This window comes from Pandoraea anapnoica (genome assembly GCF_902459765.1).
In the GTDB taxonomy this organism is placed as follows: Bacteria; Pseudomonadota; Gammaproteobacteria; order Burkholderiales; family Burkholderiaceae; genus Pandoraea; species Pandoraea anapnoica.
Window position 1 is genome coordinate 69,642 of the sequence record NZ_CABPSP010000009.1, and the last position, 17,145, is coordinate 86,786.

23 protein-coding genes and 1 tRNA gene are annotated in these 17,145 nt (G+C 59.9%); 16 read left to right on the forward strand and 8 right to left on the reverse strand.

Annotation, left to right across the window (positions count from 1 at the left end; translation table 11 throughout):
* Positions 1-8 precede the first annotated feature (8 nt).
* Entirely contained in the window at positions 9-257 is a 249-nt protein-coding gene (locus tag PAN31117_RS15550; protein WP_150738969.1) for a hypothetical protein, read from the reverse strand.
* Positions 254-694 (reverse strand): phage regulatory CII family protein, encoded by a 441-nt coding sequence (locus tag PAN31117_RS15555; RefSeq protein ID WP_150738970.1) that lies wholly within the window; start codon positions 692-694, stop codon positions 254-256. The genes PAN31117_RS15550 and PAN31117_RS15555 overlap by 4 nt, the downstream gene beginning before the upstream one ends.
* A gap of 141 nt (positions 695-835) precedes the next feature.
* Here PAN31117_RS15555 and PAN31117_RS15560 point away from each other — a divergent pair, with 141 nt between their 5' ends.
* Together PAN31117_RS15560 and PAN31117_RS27515 are read left to right on the forward strand one after the other, a co-directional pair.
* Positions 836-1,099 carry a hypothetical protein gene (locus PAN31117_RS15560; RefSeq protein WP_150738971.1) on the forward strand — a complete coding sequence of 88 codons (264 nt, stop codon included), beginning with the start codon at positions 836-838 and terminating at the stop codon, positions 1,097-1,099.
* A complete protein-coding gene (locus PAN31117_RS27515; RefSeq protein WP_246189111.1) occupies positions 1,089-1,568 on the forward strand; it encodes a hypothetical protein in 480 nt (159 codons plus the stop codon). The genes PAN31117_RS15560 and PAN31117_RS27515 overlap by 11 nt, the downstream gene beginning before the upstream one ends.
* A 17-nt stretch (positions 1,569-1,585) precedes the next feature.
* On the opposite strand, the gene PAN31117_RS15570 is transcribed toward PAN31117_RS27515, so the two are convergent.
* Positions 1,586-1,840 carry a helix-turn-helix domain-containing protein gene (locus PAN31117_RS15570; RefSeq protein WP_150738972.1) on the reverse strand — a complete coding sequence of 85 codons (255 nt, stop codon included), beginning with the start codon at positions 1,838-1,840 and terminating at the stop codon, positions 1,586-1,588.
* A gap of 22 nt (positions 1,841-1,862) precedes the next feature.
* Here PAN31117_RS15570 and PAN31117_RS15575 point away from each other — a divergent pair, with 22 nt between their 5' ends.
* From PAN31117_RS15575 to PAN31117_RS15610, 9 genes are all read left to right on the forward strand, one after another.
* Positions 1,863-2,309 carry a helix-turn-helix domain-containing protein gene (locus PAN31117_RS15575; RefSeq protein WP_246189112.1) on the forward strand — a complete coding sequence of 149 codons (447 nt, stop codon included), beginning with the start codon at positions 1,863-1,865 and terminating at the stop codon, positions 2,307-2,309.
* 374 nt (positions 2,310-2,683) lie between these two features.
* Positions 2,684-3,121 carry an HIRAN domain-containing protein gene (locus PAN31117_RS15580; protein WP_150738973.1) on the forward strand — a complete coding sequence of 146 codons (438 nt, stop codon included), beginning with the start codon at positions 2,684-2,686 and terminating at the stop codon, positions 3,119-3,121.
* A 414-nt stretch (positions 3,122-3,535) separates the two neighbouring features.
* Positions 3,536-3,877, forward strand: coding sequence for a hypothetical protein (locus PAN31117_RS15585; protein WP_174990982.1), 342 nt, complete (start codon positions 3,536-3,538; stop codon positions 3,875-3,877).
* Between the two features lie 86 nt (positions 3,878-3,963).
* A complete protein-coding gene (locus PAN31117_RS15590) occupies positions 3,964-4,197 on the forward strand; it encodes a hypothetical protein (protein WP_246189113.1) in 234 nt (77 codons plus the stop codon).
* A 297-nt stretch (positions 4,198-4,494) separates the two neighbouring features.
* Positions 4,495-4,568, forward strand: a tRNA-Gly gene (locus PAN31117_RS15595).
* Between the two features lie 526 nt (positions 4,569-5,094).
* Complete coding sequence (locus PAN31117_RS27175) at positions 5,095-5,241, forward strand: hypothetical protein (protein ID WP_174990983.1); 147 nt, start codon at positions 5,095-5,097, stop codon at positions 5,239-5,241.
* A 255-nt stretch (positions 5,242-5,496) separates the two neighbouring features.
* The gene (locus PAN31117_RS15600; protein ID WP_150738975.1) at positions 5,497-6,408 is read left to right on the forward strand and encodes a recombination-associated protein RdgC; all 912 of its coding nucleotides are present in this window, start codon (positions 5,497-5,499) and stop codon (positions 6,406-6,408) included.
* 92 nt (positions 6,409-6,500) lie between these two features.
* A complete protein-coding gene (locus PAN31117_RS15605) occupies positions 6,501-7,406 on the forward strand; it encodes a ParB/RepB/Spo0J family partition protein (RefSeq protein ID WP_150738976.1) in 906 nt (301 codons plus the stop codon).
* Between the two features lie 2 nt (positions 7,407-7,408).
* Positions 7,409-7,936 carry a hypothetical protein gene (locus tag PAN31117_RS15610; protein ID WP_150738977.1) on the forward strand — a complete coding sequence of 176 codons (528 nt, stop codon included), beginning with the start codon at positions 7,409-7,411 and terminating at the stop codon, positions 7,934-7,936.
* Here the strand turns inward: PAN31117_RS15610 and PAN31117_RS15615 are convergent.
* Positions 7,896-8,573: a hypothetical protein gene (locus PAN31117_RS15615; protein WP_150738978.1), complete on the reverse strand. Its 678-nt coding sequence runs from the start codon at positions 8,571-8,573 to the stop codon at positions 7,896-7,898. The genes PAN31117_RS15610 and PAN31117_RS15615 overlap by 41 nt on opposite strands.
* 366 nt (positions 8,574-8,939) lie before the next feature.
* Between PAN31117_RS15615 and PAN31117_RS15620 the strand changes: the two genes are divergently transcribed.
* Entirely contained in the window at positions 8,940-9,560 is a 621-nt protein-coding gene (locus tag PAN31117_RS15620; RefSeq protein WP_174990984.1) for a hypothetical protein, read from the forward strand.
* 97 nt (positions 9,561-9,657) lie between these two features.
* Here PAN31117_RS15620 and PAN31117_RS15625 read toward each other — a convergent pair whose 3' ends face one another.
* Complete coding sequence (locus PAN31117_RS15625) at positions 9,658-10,254, reverse strand: hypothetical protein (RefSeq protein ID WP_150738980.1); 597 nt, start codon at positions 10,252-10,254, stop codon at positions 9,658-9,660.
* A gap of 31 nt (positions 10,255-10,285) precedes the next feature.
* Here PAN31117_RS15625 and PAN31117_RS15630 point away from each other — a divergent pair, with 31 nt between their 5' ends.
* Complete coding sequence (locus tag PAN31117_RS15630; RefSeq protein ID WP_150738981.1) at positions 10,286-10,969, forward strand: hypothetical protein; 684 nt, start codon at positions 10,286-10,288, stop codon at positions 10,967-10,969.
* A gap of 5 nt (positions 10,970-10,974) precedes the next feature.
* On the opposite strand, the gene PAN31117_RS15635 is transcribed toward PAN31117_RS15630, so the two are convergent.
* Positions 10,975-11,310, reverse strand: a complete 336-nt coding sequence (locus PAN31117_RS15635) for a hypothetical protein (RefSeq protein ID WP_150738982.1) — start codon at positions 11,308-11,310, stop codon at positions 10,975-10,977.
* A 32-nt stretch (positions 11,311-11,342) separates the two neighbouring features.
* Between PAN31117_RS15635 and PAN31117_RS15640 the strand changes: the two genes are divergently transcribed.
* The 3 genes from PAN31117_RS15640 (at position 11,343) to PAN31117_RS15650 (ending at position 14,810) form a co-directional block, all read left to right on the forward strand.
* On the forward strand, positions 11,343-12,176 hold the full coding sequence (locus PAN31117_RS15640; RefSeq protein ID WP_150738983.1) for a DNA adenine methylase: 834 nt from the start codon (positions 11,343-11,345) through the stop codon (positions 12,174-12,176).
* The gene (locus tag PAN31117_RS15645; RefSeq protein WP_150738984.1) at positions 12,173-13,483 is read left to right on the forward strand and encodes a DNA cytosine methyltransferase; all 1,311 of its coding nucleotides are present in this window, start codon (positions 12,173-12,175) and stop codon (positions 13,481-13,483) included. The genes PAN31117_RS15640 and PAN31117_RS15645 overlap by 4 nt, the downstream gene beginning before the upstream one ends.
* A 337-nt stretch (positions 13,484-13,820) precedes the next feature.
* The gene (locus PAN31117_RS15650; RefSeq protein WP_150738985.1) at positions 13,821-14,810 is read left to right on the forward strand and encodes a tyrosine-type recombinase/integrase; all 990 of its coding nucleotides are present in this window, start codon (positions 13,821-13,823) and stop codon (positions 14,808-14,810) included.
* A gap of 240 nt (positions 14,811-15,050) precedes the next feature.
* Here the strand turns inward: PAN31117_RS15650 and PAN31117_RS15655 are convergent, their stop codons facing one another.
* Positions 15,051-16,220 (reverse strand): alpha/beta fold hydrolase, encoded by a 1,170-nt coding sequence (locus PAN31117_RS15655; protein WP_150738986.1) that lies wholly within the window; start codon positions 16,218-16,220, stop codon positions 15,051-15,053.
* A gap of 100 nt (positions 16,221-16,320) precedes the next feature.
* Entirely contained in the window at positions 16,321-17,115 is a 795-nt protein-coding gene (locus PAN31117_RS15660) for an inositol monophosphatase family protein (protein WP_150738987.1), read from the reverse strand.
* Positions 17,116-17,145 lie beyond the last annotated feature (30 nt).

Sequence of the window (17,145 nt, forward strand, 5' to 3'; positions counted from 1 at the left end):
GGCGCTCCTCAGTGATCGCACGGCAGGCTGCCGTCTTTGTTGACTTGCGCGCCACACGAAATGCAGATCGAACGGCGCTCGGACCCGAGCTCTAGAACCAGATTGCCGGCGTGATCAAACGCCTGCATGCCATTCGCATTGAAGACGACCCTGCGCAAGGTCTTCGCCGATTCGTGGTCGCCCATGCAACTCAAAATCGTTGCCACACCGCACACGGCAAGATTGGCAATCTCCTGCTCAAAATCCGAGTTCGTCATTCGGCCATGCCCTCCAAGCGCGCTGCGATGTTGAACAGCACTTGCGCATGCGCGAAGATCCGCCCCTTCACCCGAGCGACCTCCTGAAACTCGACGCGACCGTCTTCAAGCGTCTTCACGATTTCCTTACCAACCTCGCCGTGCGTCTCCCATGCCCGCGCCATCATCTCGACGATCGCCGAGTCACAGCACTCCGACAGATGCGGGATCTTCACGATCGCGGATCCGCGTTCGGCTGCCCACGCCTCCAGCACGCGCTCATCGTTCGCAACGTCTGTTGCCTTCACGGCTTCGTTCAGGCTCAGGTGATGCGTCTGGTTATTCGGGTTAACCTTGTTTCGCAGGACGGCCGCCGACATCCCCAAGCGCGGCGCAAGCGACTCGCTGCCGCCGGGGTAGTCGTGAACCAGTGCGTGTGCCGCGTCAGTGATGTTCATTTGCGTGTTCCTCGAACGTTTTTATTTGCTTCTCAGGCCGCTACGATGGCCTCATGAAAACCGCTATATCTGGCGAGTCCCCCGACGGTGCTATGCTGGTCGCTCATCACTTCGTACAACACAACATCCATCGGGGTACTCATGGACGATCCAAACTACGGAAAGAACATTCAGGCCTTCACGACCCTCGCGCTTGCGCATCAGGTCACCATCGCAGCATCAATGGCGCTGGCGGTTCGTGATATGCCCCACGGTAGAGATCTGCTCAATAGCTTCGAGAGGGATCTACTCTCCTCGTCAATTTGGCAACTTGGGAACAGCGACGCACCGGCGGAAGTGGGCGAGCTGTATCGCAAGGAGGTCGCGAAAATCTTCAGCCGCGCCCGCGCCAACAATGGGTGGTGATCTCTCAAACATCGATGTGATTTGCCGGGATATGGATCGAGATGCGGCCCATCTCTTCGGCAATAAACTTTGCTTCTTGGCCGGCCCGCAGATTCAATGCGGGCTGGATCAGCCACAGTACAAACCGCGCGTACAGTCGTTTCATTTCTTCGCTCCATCCGCCATGAAGACCTCAGCACAAATCCGCGAGATTGCCGACGACATTGAAAAGATCGTTAGAGAAAACGACCTGGCCGTTGCCAACCCTTCCGCGATTCGCCAGCTTGAATTTCAATACGGGCTCATGCGAGCCCACTGCCACTACTGCGCCGAGAAAGCCGGAAAAATCGCAACGCTCGGCAAGACCTTCTACAGCGCGCGCAAACATCAAAAGCACCCGCGAGGCGCAGAAGGCGTACTGCGGGAAATGCATATGAACCTGGACTCCATCAGGTCGTGGGCAGAGGTCTGGGAAGACAAAGGCAACTGACCAATTCCACGCTCCGGTCATTTGCTCTCTCCAGTAGCGCCGCCCGCCAGCTCGCAAGGCATCTCGCATTTAGGGACCTCGCCTGCCGCGATGCAGCGACGCTCGTACAGCAACTTCAGCGAGAGCGACAGGCGATACGACGGCCGCTTCTTTCCGAGGCGACCGCTTTGAATCTCGGAAATCGTGGGTTGCGAACAGGCCGCAGCGCGCGCGATATCCACTTGGCTCATGCCAAAGCGTTTCAGTTCGAGGGTGATGAATTGGAGATCCATGCGCAGAAATATAGGTTTGCCGATGTTTAAAGTCAATAGGCAAACCGATGTTGGTTTGTATAAGAATGCCTATATGACTACTCTCAGCACATTCGGCCGACGTCTGCGCTACGCGCGAAAGGCGGCCGGACTCACCCAAAAAGAACTGGCGGACAAGGTCGGCCTAAAGCAAGCGACAATCTCCGAGCTCGAAACGGACGAGTATTCGGGATCCGCCAAGACTGCTGCGATGGCTGAGGTGCTGGGCGTAACAGCCCTCTGGTTGGCTGAAGGAAAAGGCAACCGCGATGGTAGTGCGCCAATGGTCGTGAATTACGAGGCGGCTATCGCGGCGGCCAGCGAGAGTGCGCGCAATCTCATAGATGCGATCTTGAGAGCCGATCTCGCCGGAGAACCTGAAACGACGTTTAACCTGATACTTCGGATGATCCCTCAAGAAGACGAGCCGATTGGCAGACTGAATCCGTAGCTTCCTCGGAGGGTTCTCTGCGCTGACCGCCGATAGGCTCTAACGCCCAATCATCCGCAATCATCGAGCGCGCCACCACGAGATGACAGCGATCTTCACTCACTGAGAAGGCGGGGCCATCCAGCAAGTATACGAGCCACTCCGTGGACGAGTATGAGCGCCGAATGAATACCAGCCGGCCTTCCAGCAGTTCATTCCATGCTTTCTTGATTCGTGCTAAGTCCCCTGGCTTGCAGCGCAGCGCGGGTTGAGCCTGATGCATCGTCGACGCCTCGGAGCATTTATTACTGTTTATTTGTACAGTAGTTTCTCCCGACGGGTTGAGTTGTGTCAACCACGTCGAGCATTGAAATCGAGGTTCAGTGGAGTGTTGCATGTGGCAGTTCATTTTCTTGGCGTTCATCTTCGTCACGGTCGCGGCGTTCCTGAAACTCAACCAGAAGAGTCGACGGCATGCGGAATTCGACGTTTCCAGCCGCTTAACCACAGGCAGCGACTTTCGATTTCCAATAGTTGGTGAGTCCTCCTATCAAGCAGCGCTTCGGCATGCGCTCGGCAATGAGGACGGCCCTCTCCCCGTGCTTCTCGTTCCAGAAGACAGCAATCCGCACGATCATCTAGCGGTGAGGGTGATGTATCGTGAAACGACCATCGGTTATCTCTCGCGCCTAGACGCACGCGCTCTTCGAGGTGCGATAACGCGCATGGGCTTCAACTTCTCATCCGTCTCCTGCCTAGGGAAGCCATTCGGCGGAACGCCAGACAAGCCGACCATTGGTATCTGGCTGAACATCTCAATCCCCCAAGATTAACGACATAGCCGAGCGGAATGGTCCGAAAACCGATATTGGAAAAATATCGGTTTTCCTATTGACACACATAATCGGTTTGCCTATATTTCAATCCAACGCAGCACACATCGCTGCCCGCCCGCTGGTTGTGGCGCTCCTTAAAAACTCAGTTACCGATAGAACACGCCGATGGCGTCCGCACTTCGCGGGCGCGGCTAGGCGCAGGGCGGAACCCTCTACCCCTGAGACAAAGACCGGAGGCTATCCAAGCGCCGCCTGGCTGCTCACGTGGCTATAGAACGTCGATTGGATTGAAGAGATGCAGCGCCGCCGGGAGCCGACTCAGTCGGGTGTAGTCCGGGGCGCTGCGTCCAAATGCTGTATCTGAGGCGGCTTTCTTCCGAGAGCCGCGCCATATACACGAGGAGAGAAACCATGATTGAGCTGGCAGACCTGACACGGCAAGAGAAGAGCTTTCTGCTCTATGCGGAGACGTGCTGCGTCGAATACGGCGGGCTGCTCGAAGGCTTGCGTATGAACGGCGATGACATGGCCGCCGGTCGGCGCTTCAAGGAACTGGGCATTATCAACTTCGGTCGCGTTCCGGCCGCCTTGCTCGGCACATTCAACGGCCGTGCCGCCTCGAATTGGGTGACGTTCACCGACGACGCTTGGCGCCTCGCTCATCTCGCACGCCGAGAGCGTGCGGCCAAACCTCATGCAGGTCGTAAGCGCGTCGATGACGAACTTGCCGAGCGGGCAGCAATTCCTTACTGACACCTCCCCGGCGAGGGAACGCCCCCGATGATGCAGGCGTGACGGTCGCCGGAGTGCGGCACCCTTTTACTCTCAAGGAGCAGCAGATGGGCATCGAGGAAATGAAGGGCAAGGAGGGCCGAGAAAAGCACCTCGCGTCCCTGCCGAAGCTATCCGAAGCGGAATGGCTCGACCGTTGCGCAGCCCGCTTCCGCGAGCGCGGCGGCGTCGACTCGGCAAATGCGATCGCGATGGCGAAGGGCTGCCTCGAAATGCGCGACGGCTTCGAGGACGATCCGGAAGGTGCGGCCGACGAAGACATGTCCTATTGGAACACCTGAGTTTCATGCCCGCTACTGCGGGCACCCTCAAGCGAGCAGATCCGACGGCGGCGCGGCGTCGATACAAAGCCCGTAGTTTTGCAGGCATTCGGGTCTGCTCTCTTGAGGGTGAATGCGCGAGTGCTGATCGCGCTAATCAGATGAGCGAGAACCTACCCGGTGTAGCGATACGACGCGGGTGTAGCGGCCGAGATGGGTATGGTTAGGTCGCACGGTAGGGTGTAAAACGAGGCGTCGTCACCAGCACGCCTATCGCCGTCAAGCCGGATATCAGCACCGGCCACTCTCTTCATTTTTGCGGGCTTGGCCGAGCGGTCAGGCACCAGCCTTCCAAGCTGAGTACACCGGTTCGATCCCGGTAGCCCGCTCCAATCTCACTTTCAGATGCCCATTCTCTTGATTCTGCTGCCGCTCCTCTGGGCGCGGGCGGCGGCGTACCCGCGCCCTCCCCGCTCGACGCGGCGGCGCATTCGATCAACAACTAACCCTGCGGTGCCTATGGACTACGGCTAGCTGCGCTGAACGCGCCCACATTCGGTTTGGCTTCTGTGATTGAACCAGAACTGCCGACGTGAAAGCCGGACGAAACGCGGCACGGGATATCAGTTGCCCGATGGCTGGAGGAGTGCCCACCCTCTTTACGCCAGATGACGGCGCCCAAAGACAAGAGCAGTAGAGCGAGCCTGACCGCTCACAGGCCCATGACGGACATGGTTAAAGCCGTAGCCCCGGTGTTCTGCCGGGGCTTTCCCACCTCTCTGGAGGAATTCCCATGTTTGCAGCAGAGATTCGCCAATTTCAGTTGGGCTGGAACGATGCCAGATGCGGCCGCCCCTGCCAATCCACTGATCTCGCTTACCGCATCGGGTACGGCGACGCTACCCACTGAGGCGCAGCATGTTTCAGCGCCTCATCGTCGATCCCGTGAACGCCGTCTTCCTCCGCTACAACCAGTGGACGATCTATCACAAGTGCGCGGCATGGGCATGCCACCTGTCTGCACTCGTCGGCGCGATCGTCGCGAAACTTGTTTTCGACGTATGACCTCTGCCGCAAAGCGAGCTGCGGCCGCGCGAGCGTGGAAAGAGTTGCGCCCGCTCATGAATCACCGGCCGTCCCGGCTTCCTCCTCGTCCCGGCTCGCCACGTGTTCGCGAGGAATTCGAAGCCAGACAGGCACGCCGCGACGCTCTTGAGAAGCATGCGCCAATTCTGATTGCAGCCCTCGCCCACTTTATCAAGGCCAACGCTCAAGGTGACGAGTGAGCGAAGCCCATCCACCAACGCAAGGAAACTGTCCATGTGGTTCCGCAACCTTCAGATTTATCGCATCTCCGATTGGACCCTCAGCACTGAGAGCCTGATCGAACGCCTCAGCAAGCACTCCTTCCGCAATCCGAACACGATTGAGATGCACACGGCTGGCTGGGCGGCACCGCGCGAAGACGGCGAACTCGCCCACATTGTGAATCGCCAGATTCTGATGACGATGCGCACGGCGAAGAAGCTACTACCCGCCTCGGTCGTCAACCAAGTGACGCGCGTCAGAGCCGCAGACCTTGAAGAACAGCAAGGCTTCAAGCCTGGGCGCAAGCAGATGCGGGAACTCAAGGAACAGGTCACCGACGAGCTCTTGCCGAAGGCGTTCGATATCCGACGCGATACGCGCCTCTGGATCGATCCAGTGAATCGCTGGCTCGTCATTGATGCGGCGGCGCCGTCGAAAGCCCACGACGTCATCGGCCTGCTGCTGAAAACGATCGACGTCGGGATCGCCCAGGTGCAACTCAATGAAGCGCCGGTCGCCGTCATGACATCGTGGCTCGCGGGCAACGACGCGCCCGCAGGCTTCACCATCGACCAGGACGTCGAGCTGCGTTCGAACTCCGACGAGAAGGCCGCTGTTCGCTACGTGCGCCTGCCGCTCGACGGCGACGATATCCGCCGCCACATCCAGTCAGGCAAGCGCTCTACGCGCCTCGCGATGACTTGGAATGACCGCGTCTCGTTTGTGCTAACCGACGCCTTCGTCATCAAGCGCGTGGCGCCGCTCGACATCCTCAAGGATGCAGCCGATCCGACCGCCGAGAACGAAGCCGAGCGCTTCGACGCTGACTTCGTGCTGATGACTGGCGAACTGTCCCGTCTCATTACCGACGTGGTCGAGGCCGTCGGAGGCGAGCGGCCGGACGAACGCCCTCTCCTGCCCTGACACATCAAAATCCACTACCCATACGGCGGACACCCTTCTAAGGGATTCCGTGAACACATCCGTACCGCCGTCGACCGCGAACGAGGAAAGAAATGACCGCCGTACCGTCCTTCAAACAGAAGATCAACGACAAGGAAATCCGCCGCGCAGACGCGATGAAGATCCGTCACGAGGATATCCACGTCGAACCCGGGTTCAACCTCCGTGTCTCGCTCGATCTGCTCGAAGGCGAGGCGCTCGAACAGGCCAAGGCGGATGACGAAAGCCTGTACGAACACATCATGGACGGCGGCAAGATCCCGCCGCTGGAGGTTCGCCCGCGCGCCGAAGGCGGCGTCTGGCTCGTCGACGGACACCGCCGCCACGCCGCCCTCGGTCGCGCCGATAAGGACGGTGCGCCTCTCCGGGATCGTGACGGTGAGCTGATGGTAAACATCGTGGCCTTCGACGGCAACGACGCGGACCGCACCCTTCGCATCCTGTCGAGCGTCAGAAACCGGCCGCTCCACCCGCTTGAAAAGGCGTTCGGATATCAGCGCCTGAGCCGGTTCGGTTGGGACAACTCGCGCATCGCGGAGAATGATCACGTGTCGCCTCAATGGGTGGGAAAGATGCTCGTCCTTGCGGGTGCAAACGTGGACGTTCACCGCCTGGTCTTCGGCGGAAAAGCTTCAGCGTCTGTCGCGGCAGATGCCGTCAGGCAGCACGGCGAGCAGGCCGGCGCGTTTCTCTCGGGCGAATTGGAAAAGGCGTCGGCTGGTGGCAAGAAGAAAGTCACGGCCGGTTCGATCAAAGGGAAGTCCTACCCGCGTAAGGCCGTCAGCGCGTACGTCGAGCGAGTCGGCGCATTCGTTTCGGCTTTTCCCGAAGCGCAGCTCACGGCCATCGCGAAAACTGAAACTGACTTTCAGGTGACGGTCAGCGCGATGGCGCTGCGCGAGTTGCTCGCCGCCCATACCGACATCAGCGCCAAGGGCGCGAAGCCGAAGGAGGCATGACCATGCGAATTTGGATGCCCAAGCTGGTCGCATGCACGATCATCGGCTACGCGCAGCTCACGCCCTATTTCGACCTGAAGGGGTATATGCGCCGCTGGTGGGTTCGCAAGCCCAAGGGGCACGACGCGAGCGCCGCCGCCGACGGCCGTCGCGATACCTCATGGGGCGCCCGCGTGCACAACACGCTCCGTAGCGACGAGGGTCGGGATCTGCATGACCACCCTTGGTGGAGCATCTCTATCGTGCTGCTCGGCGGTTACTGGGAAATCATGCCGACCGAGCAGGAGCAGCCCCCGCGGCTGGATAGCCAGCCGGAAACGTCATTGCTGCGCGGATATCGCCGGGTCTGGCGTGGCCCCGGCTCAATCGTGTTCCGGCGAGCCACCGACCGACACCGACTCGAAATCCCCGAAGGCGGCGAAGCCTGGTCCCTGTTCATCATGGGGCCGTGGCAGCGCAACTGGGGCTTTCACACTGATCGCGGATGGGTCAACTGGCGGGAGTACTCGAAGGCCCCGGGTCGGCGCTAGAAACCGCAGGCTTCCGCTTTTGCATGGCGTCTCGCATGTAGCGACTTTCACGGATAGAGATATCTAGAAGCTCATCTCGCACAAACATGGTCAGTTCAACGGCCTTATCAATAGCCGTCTTCGATACGCGTGCCGCCTTGATCTTGTCGTAACTAGGAACATTCTGCGTTGCAGCACATACCCGCATGGTGTCTATTACGGACGTCGCCTGGTCGCCGGCTACTCCAAGGGCGAGCGCGAGCGTCTCGAAGAGCGGAAGGAGCGCCAACTGCTCCTCGCGCGAACTGATGGTGAGATGCTCAAGCTCTGTGGCGATGTAGGCGTATCGCCCCGGATCAAGCTCGACTACGGTGCCCTCTCTTAGCGCCCCCTGGACTGCCTCCAAAGTCGCGACAACGTTAATCATCCGGTAATGCAGGCCTACCGCTGTCAGCCTTGCCGATGCATGGCCGCTGCTGCGCCTTTCTCTCAAGTCACGGGTCGCAACCCAGATCGTGCCACCAAAAGCTGCTGCGGCGGCAACGGCTTGCGCCCAGCCCGACCAATCTTGACTTGATGTTGGCTGGTACTGCCATGCCTTGGCCAGAAAAAGACCACCGACAGCGCCGCCTAGAAAGCTATAGACCCCGAATCGCATAGCTGCGTACCTCATCATATTTTTCGGAATCCTAGCATGAGCCCCTACGAACCCCGCCCCGAAGGGCTGAATACCCAGCCAGCGCCGCCGCCTGTGGTCGAGACGCTCAAGCCCCGCACCTGGCACGGGGGAGCGCCTCCGCATGTGGGGTGGTGGAACGCAACGGATCTGCCCGAGGAAAGTCGGACCGCACCTCCGCTTGAGCGATGTAGTCGAAGCTGCGAACGCACCTCGTGAACATCCTCAGCCCGTCGTGTGGTCCGACTACTGGCCCGAGAACGCACGCGTGCCGCGCGTCAATCCGAATGAGGTGGAAGCATGACCTGCACGCAAGAGCAGTTCCTGAAGGATGTCGGCGCACACGCGATGACGGTGGTCCGCGACAGTGGCACCGACCGGCACATCAAGTTTCGGAACACCGATGGCGGTTCGCCGTACTGGTTCGAGATCCTGACGTGGCCCGGCGCGCTGTGCATTCGGGGTGACATGGGCACCTACGTCTTCTCACGCCTTGCCGACATGTTTGAGTTCTTCCGGACCGATGATCGCGGCGATCCGGCGAAGCTGTACATCAACAGGGGGTACTGGTGCGAGAAGCTCCAGGCCGTCGACAGCGACGGGTACGGTCGTGGCCGCGCCGACGAATTCTCGTACGAGAAATTCGAGAAGCGCGTGAAGGAACGTGTCGAGAGCCATCTGGAAGACGCCGAAATTTCCGATGAGCGCCGCACTGAACTGATGGCAGAGATTCAGGAAGAGATCCTGTCGCCCGTGCTCGACCACCGGGACGAGGGTGACGCGTTCAGGCGCATGAGCGATTTCCACGCCCGTGACTTCCCTGACCTCTTTGCCGACTGCTGGGAATGGAACTGCAAGGAATACACCTTCCATTTCGTCTGGAACCTGTACGCGATCGCCTGGGCAATTCGTCAATACGATGCTGCGAAAAAAGCGACAGCCGACAGCTTGGAGAACCAGAATGCCTGACCTCAAGACTGTGACGTTTGATGCGAGCCAGTAACGGCAGCCTCCTGCAGTCCCCCAGCGCAGCTAGCATTGGGCAGGTCCGCTGTGGCGCGAAAGACTAGCGATCAATACCGGCACCGTCAAGCACTGTGCCAAGTTGCGCTTGCGCTAGCTCAAACTCGACGACGAGCCGGTCGATCGCCTCTCTTTCGTCCATCAAAATTTGGATTCGATCCGATTCGGACGCCGATCCAAGAATATTGAGATGCATATCGAGTTCTAACGCAATTCTTTGCAAACTCAGAAGCGCTCGTATTGCCATGGGATCCAACAGACGCTCCCATGAAAATGCGCGCACTGCTCCGACCTTATCCTTGAATGCCGCCCACTCCCCGATACCTCGCACAAACATTCGATTGTGCGTTCCCGTCGCTGCAATGGACAAAGCGGCAAGGTCTTCCCTCACAAGATCGAATAGAAGACGCAACGTTATGAGCGGTTCCCTCCGTCGAGCTTCGCCTTCAATTCTTCTTTGCCGCCAGGGCACATAGATTGCGATGCCAATTGCGCATATTGATCCGATTGCCTGAACCCACGCGGCCCAATCAGATGCAGAGAGTTCGAAAACCGAGCGCGTCGCGATCACACCAACGACGACCAACGTGCCTGCGACACAAGCCCAAAGCACTACTGGCAACCCGAACCAAGACTTCATTCTGTATCCCCAATTTTCGAGGCATCCTAGCATGAGCACCGACGCCACACGCCCGGTACGCGAGCGCCCTATCCTTTTCAGCGCGCCGATGGTGCGCGCAATCCTCGACGGCTCGAAGACCCAGACGCGGCGCGTGATGAGGCCGCAGATGGTCTACGGCGACGTGTGCGGCATCTTCCCGTCGTGGTATCTCCCTACCGGGCCGGACAGCGGGACGCTGTGGCCCAATGGCAAGGTTCAGATTCTGGCGACGTGCCCATACGGCGGCTCCGGGGACCGCCTATGGGTGCGCGAAACAACGTACAACGTCGAGGGTAACGGCTTTCGAGGACCTGTATTCGTCGAGTCTGACGAGGGACGTTACGCCGCAGAGTGCGGCTACGGCGAGTACGACGACCCTGATCAGATCGAGCCGCATCAGCTTCGCAAGCGTCCGGCAATCCACATGCCGCGATCAATGTGTCGGCTCGTGCTCGAAATCACCGACGTGCGCATCGAGGGGTTGAATCACATCAGCGAGTCAGACGCTCGCGCCGAAGGAGTGACGATCGAGGATCGCCACACTACCGGCTACTGTGCCGGTGCGTATTACCCGCCGAGCATTCGCGCCTTCCGGGATCTGTGGGAATCGATCAGCGGCCCCGGCTCGTGGGACGCCAACCCGTGGGTGTGGGTGGTCGAGTTCCAACGCGTCGACAGCGCTAAGGGCGCGTGATGCGATCAGACAACTCGAAAGTTTCCACCCCACAGAGGCTGATATTCGTCGTAGCGAATCGAATGAGTGTCTTCGTCGAAAAAGATCCCACTCGCGAGTGCGCTCGATATTGCCCGGCGACAAACCGCTTCGATCTCATCGGAATCAGCACGGATCCCAGTGCCCTCGGGCAGATCAACACCGAAACTTTCACGACCGACGGTACCGTCGATGCGATTGAATACAACCGTGTATGCCGCGTCTCCCTCGCGAGCCACGATGCCAACGGAATACTTAGATTCGCCCCCTTCAAGCGGCGGGTAAAACGTAAAGCTAACTGCGTCAAGACGTCCCGTTGCCATGTCATCCCTCCAGCGTTTCGAGGAATCCTAGCATGACCTCCCCTACCCGCCCCATGATGCGATACCACGGCGGCAAATGGCGTTTGGCCGACTGGATCATCGCCCAGTTTCCGCAACATAAGGTCTACGTCGAGCCGTTCGGTGGCGTGGCATCCGTTCTCATGAAGAAGCCTCGCAGCCACGGCGAGGTCTACAACGACCTCGACGGCGACATGGTCAACGTCATGCAGGTCATTCAAAACTCGTGGTCGCGTGATGCCCTCGCAGAAGCGCTCACGTTCACGCCATACGCGCGCGCCGAGTTCGAAAAGGCGTGGGAGTTTACCGACGAACCGATCGAGCGCGCGCGACGCACGTTCATCCGCGCAGAGATGGGCTTCGGCTCAGCCGGTGCCACGAAGGGCACTACGGGCTTTCGCATCGATACCAAGCGCAACTACGGGACAGCGATGCAGGTTTGGTCTCGCGTTCCCGAGGGTCTTCGCGCGTTTGGACTTCGGCTCCAGGGCGTGCTCATCGAAAACCGACCAGCCCTGCAGGTGATGCGCGATCACGATACGCCGCACACGCTCTTCTACGTCGATCCGCCGTACGTCCATGACACCCGCAAGATGGGCTCAGCGTGCTACCGACACGAGATGAACGACGATCAGCACATCGAAATGCTAGACACATTGCTCGAGCTGGACGGGATGGTCATTGTGAGCGGCTACCCGCACCCAGCTTATGACTCGCGCCTTTCTGGCTGGCGTCGCGTGGAAACGAAAGCGCGTATGGCTGCCGGGCGCGGCACCGGCACCCGCACGGAGGTGTTGTGGATCTCGCCCAAGGTGCCGCAATCGGGCCTTTTGCTGGAGGTGGCATGAACGCACTACGCTATCTGTCCGTCTGCTCGGGCATCGAAGCCGCGACTTGCGCATGGCATCCGCTCGGCTGGCAGCCGTGGGCGTTCTCGGAAATTGAGCGCTTCCCCGCCGCCGTGCTCGCGCACCACTACCCCCACGTGCCCAACCTGGGCGACATGACCAAATTCAAGGACTGGCCCGATGCAACTATCGATCTTCTCGTCGGCGGAACCCCTTGCCAGTCCTTCAGCGTCGCTGGACTCAGAAAGGGACGGGCAGATCCGCGTGGCAACCTCATGCTCACCTATCTTGCCATTGCTCGCCGCTACGCTCCCCGCTGGCTGGTCTGGGAAAACGTCCCCGGCGTACTGTCATCGAACAAGGGGCGGGATTTTGGCGCCTTCCTCGGGGGCCTGGCAGAACTCGGGTATGGGTTCGCCTACCGCGTTCTTGACGCTCAGTACGTCCGAGTGGAATCACACTCTCGCGCCGTCCCTCAACGACGCCGGCGTGTGTTCGTTGTCGGATATCTTGGAGACTGGCGACGTGCCGCAGCGGTACTTTTTGAGCGCGAAAGCATGCTCGGGTATCTTGCGCCGCGCCGCGAAGCGGGGCAAAGAACTGCCCCCACCCTTAGCGCGCGCACTCGCGGCGGTGGCGGCCTCGGAACCGATTTCGACTGCGACGGCGGATTAATTCCCGAAGTCGGCCGCGCACTCACTACGAGTAATCAGAGAATCGATGCGGAGACGGAGACGGAGACGTTGCTCGTTGCCGAACCTTACACGCTCGCGATTCGCGGGCGCGATGGCGAGCATCAGCTCGAATACCGTCAAGACGGTACAGCGAATGCCGTGCTAACGCCGAACGGTGGCCGCGCGGGAATCGGCGTCGGTGCCATCGCATTTGACACCACTCAAATCACGAGCCCGGAGAACGGCAGAAATCCTCAACCGGGTGGCCCATGTCACCCGCTGTCCGCGTCCGCACATCCTCCGGCCATCGCCTTCGACTGCAAGGCGAGCGGACGCAATGGCTTCGCCGTAGGCGACATCGCCGCGACTCAGCGGTCGATGGGCCATGCCAACAGCCACACAAACGGCGGCGGCCATCAGGCCGTCATGGTCGGCTCAGCAGTGCGCCGACTCACGCCACGCGAGTGCGAACGCCTTCAGGGTTATGAGGACGATTACACGCTCCTGCCAGGCAAAGCCCCGGATGGCCCGCGTTACAAAGCCCTCGGCAACAGCATGGCGGTGAACGTGATGCTATGGATCGGCGAGCGAATCCAGAGCGTCGAGAACTTGGAAATCGAGAAGGCAGCATGACCACCCACCCGGCCACGGCCGAAGCACTGAAAGAGATTCTGCGGGTTACTACGGGAGATTGGGGAATTTAGACGTGAGCGCCGCCGGCGCACGATTGGATAGCGGGGACGCCCTTGTTAGCGCGTCCCCGTTTGCATTGAAGCGCGGGTGACCGCGAGAGATTGGAGGATTGGAACATGGGAAAACTCGTTCCTGTGGCTGAAGCAGCGGCAATCCTAGGGGTCCCAGTAGCGTTCGTCTGCCGACTGGACACCGAGGGCCGCATGATTCAGCGGTTCAAACTGACCCGTAAAACACACGTATACGACATCGACTCACTGTATAGATATCTCGAATCATGCCGATCGAAACCATTGCAAAATCCGGTAAGAAGCGTTTCCGCTGGACGTTCGAGCGCGTCATCGAGGGCGAGCGTATCCGCAAAACAAAACTCCTCCCTGCTGGAGTTACTGCGGCCGAAGCGGACAAAATAGCGCGCGAGTGGGAGGCAGAAGTCTACGCCATAGCCACGGGCGCGCGTAAGCCTGTTGTGACGATCGGCGAATGTGTTCGAAAGCACATTACCGACAAGCAGGGCGAATGGAAGGACGCCGAGGCCCGCGTGCGGATCTTGGAGAAATGGCGCGCCGAGTACGACGACTCGCCGGCCGATGACCTGCACGATTGGTCGGTGAAATTCATCGGGTATCTGCGCGCGAGTCGCGATCATGACGGAGATCCGAAGCGCGCCCTCACCGACGCGTCGATCCGGAACATCCTTGCCTATATCCGAGCGGCGGTGAAGTACATGCACAAGATAGGCAAGATCGAACATGACAACACGAAGCGGATGGTATTCCCGGCCGTCAACAACGAGCGACATGCCTATCCGCAGCGAGCCGAAATGCTGCGGATAGCGCGCGTGTGCAAGAACCGAGAGGTTCGCGCCGCCATCCTGATCGCCTTCTATTCCGGAATGAGACGATCGGAGATCCTACGCGCAAAAGTCACGAAGAAAGGCTTCTCGCTGGCAGACACAAAGAACGGCACGCCTCGCATTGTTCCCATCCATCGCAAGGTAGCCGTCTGGGCCAGGCGCGTAAAGTTCACGATCGGCGACGTCCACTTTTCCGATGTGTGGGACCGTGCGCGCATAGCCGCCGGACTGCCGAACGTCCGATTTCACGACCTTCGGCACGGGGCTGCGTCGGAGATGATTAATGCAGGGGTGGACCTGTACACGGTAGGCGCAGTTCTAGGGCACAAGTCGATGGTCTCCACGAAGCGCTATAGCCACCTCGTAACGGATCGACTTAGCGCCGCCGTGGCCAAGATCGGCAAGCGGTAAAAGGTGTGGGTTTTTCTGCCTTCCAAGACACTTTACTGTCGGTAAACACAGTATTTCATGCATCGCTAAGTCATTGATTTTACGTAAGCGCATGAAAATTCACTGTGTTTGCATACACGCGTAGGTGACTTTTAATCCGTTGGTCGCAGGTTCGAATCCCGCACGGCCTACCAAACGAATTCAAAGGGCTGCACATTGTGCAGCCCTTTTTCTATTGCGGTCGGGTATGGTGCAACTCGCTTACCGCGTCGCCCCCGGCGCGGATGTCGCAGCACCTGTGATCACCGGACACGACGTCGGCAACGTGCGGCCGAACAACACAGCGAGACCGCAGGCAGATGTAAACATGCCAAGTCCGTCATGTCCGACGCCAGGCACTTCTACGACCTTCTGCGCGAGACCGTCCGGATGCCGCTGCTTCAGGTAGTCGAAATACGCTAACCCTCGCGCGAGCCGGTATGGGCCTTGCGCCATTCCAGCACATGAACGATCGATGAAGTGCGTGTACGGATTCGTGTCGGCCTGCCCGAGCAGGTACACGACATCGCGTGACACGTAACGCGCTTCCAGGTCGCGCACGTCCTGCGACGCAACGTAGGGAGGTGCCGACTTCAAGCCGTACTTCCATTGCGTCGCACGCGGACAACTGCCGTTCGCAATCGCCTGGCCGTTCGGACGCTCGTCGTCGAAATACAGATAGCTCGACGGATTCGCCACCACATAGCGCAACGCAATGCCGACACGGGCGAGTGAATCGCTCTCCCGCCCAGTCACGGCGTAGCGCTGCAACAACTGCGCGCCCGCGGAATGCCCCATCACGACCACGGTGGATAAGGACGGATACAAGCGACGGTCGGCGAAATGTGCGAGCAACGCATCGAGCGCCTCGAACGAGCTGACAAGGCCTGGCGTGCGTGCGGGCTCGCCGCCTTTCCACCCTTCTTGCGACCACGCGAGTGTCGATGCGGGCAGCGAAAACGCCCGCGTATCGGCGAGCGTCAGAAACTGCGGCGCAACAACCATCGTGCCCTTGCGCTCCTCGTCGGCCTTCTCGACAACCTGCAGCCCCGAGGCGTAGTAAACATCGGCATTGCGCAGTGTGCCGTGAATGACGATGAATACGCGCATGACGTCGGGCGCAGGCTGATCTACCGGATGGTCCGCATAGACGGGCAACGTACCGCTACCGTGCGGCGTATCGACGGCAATGCGCTGATCGGCGACCGCCTTAACAGAGGCCTCAAGACGCGCCCGCTCGCTGGACGTAGCTGCCTGGACCGGATGTGCGCAACCCAACACGCCTAAGATGGCGCTGGCTCGCAAAAACGGAACGACTCGCCTCAAGACGCTACCGATCGACATCTTCAGCAACGGCCGCAACGGTGCGACGGCGAAGGCAATGAATGGCATGGTGACGGCCCCATTGAATTGGACGAAACATAAGAGACGCGGCGGAAGCACCCGCGTAGCTTACCTCGCCAGTTGACTTGTCACTTACCTTACATTTCAATCACTGCACCGTCCGGCTATACCCGGCCAACTTCGGCAACATCTGCACGTACACCGCCGGGTTGCCAGCGACGATTTCGCCGAGGCGCAGGAAATCGCCGCCGCCTGCGTAATCACCCACACGGCCGCCCGCCTCGGTGATCAGCAAACTCCCCGCGGCCATGTCCCATGCGTTCACGCCCTGCTCGAAAAAGCCGTCCAGACGGCCAGCGGCGACGTTCGCCAGATCCAGTGCGCACGCGCCCGGCCGACGCAGACCCGCGCACGCACCGCTCATCTCGACGAACAACCGTGTATAGCGCTCAACGTCGTCCGTGTCCCTGAACGGGAAGCCGGTGCCGATCAACCCATCGGCCAGTTGGTCTCGCGCCCCCACCCGAATCGGACGCTCGTTCAGAAACGCCCCGCCGCCGCGCGTCGCCGTGAACAGCTCGTTCGCGTTCGGATCGTAGACCACCGCCAGCACCACTTCGCCCCGATACGCCAGCGCAATCGACACGCAGTAATACGGGAACCCATGGATAAAGTTCGTCGTGCCGTCCAGCGGATCGATGATCCACTCGAAGTCGGAACCGCCAGCCTCGCGTCCGGACTCTTCCGCCAGAATCGCGTGATCCGGATAGGCCCGTCGAAGCATTTCGATGATCGCCGCCTCCGACGCCTTGTCTACCTCCGTCACGAAATCGTTGTGCTGCTTCTTGCTGACGGTCAGCCGGTTGAGATCGCCCGAGGCGCGATGGATGATCTGTGCCGCGCCAAGGGCGGCATGGATCGCGACATTAAGCATGGGATGCATGGAACGAAATCCTGATGAAAAACGGCGACA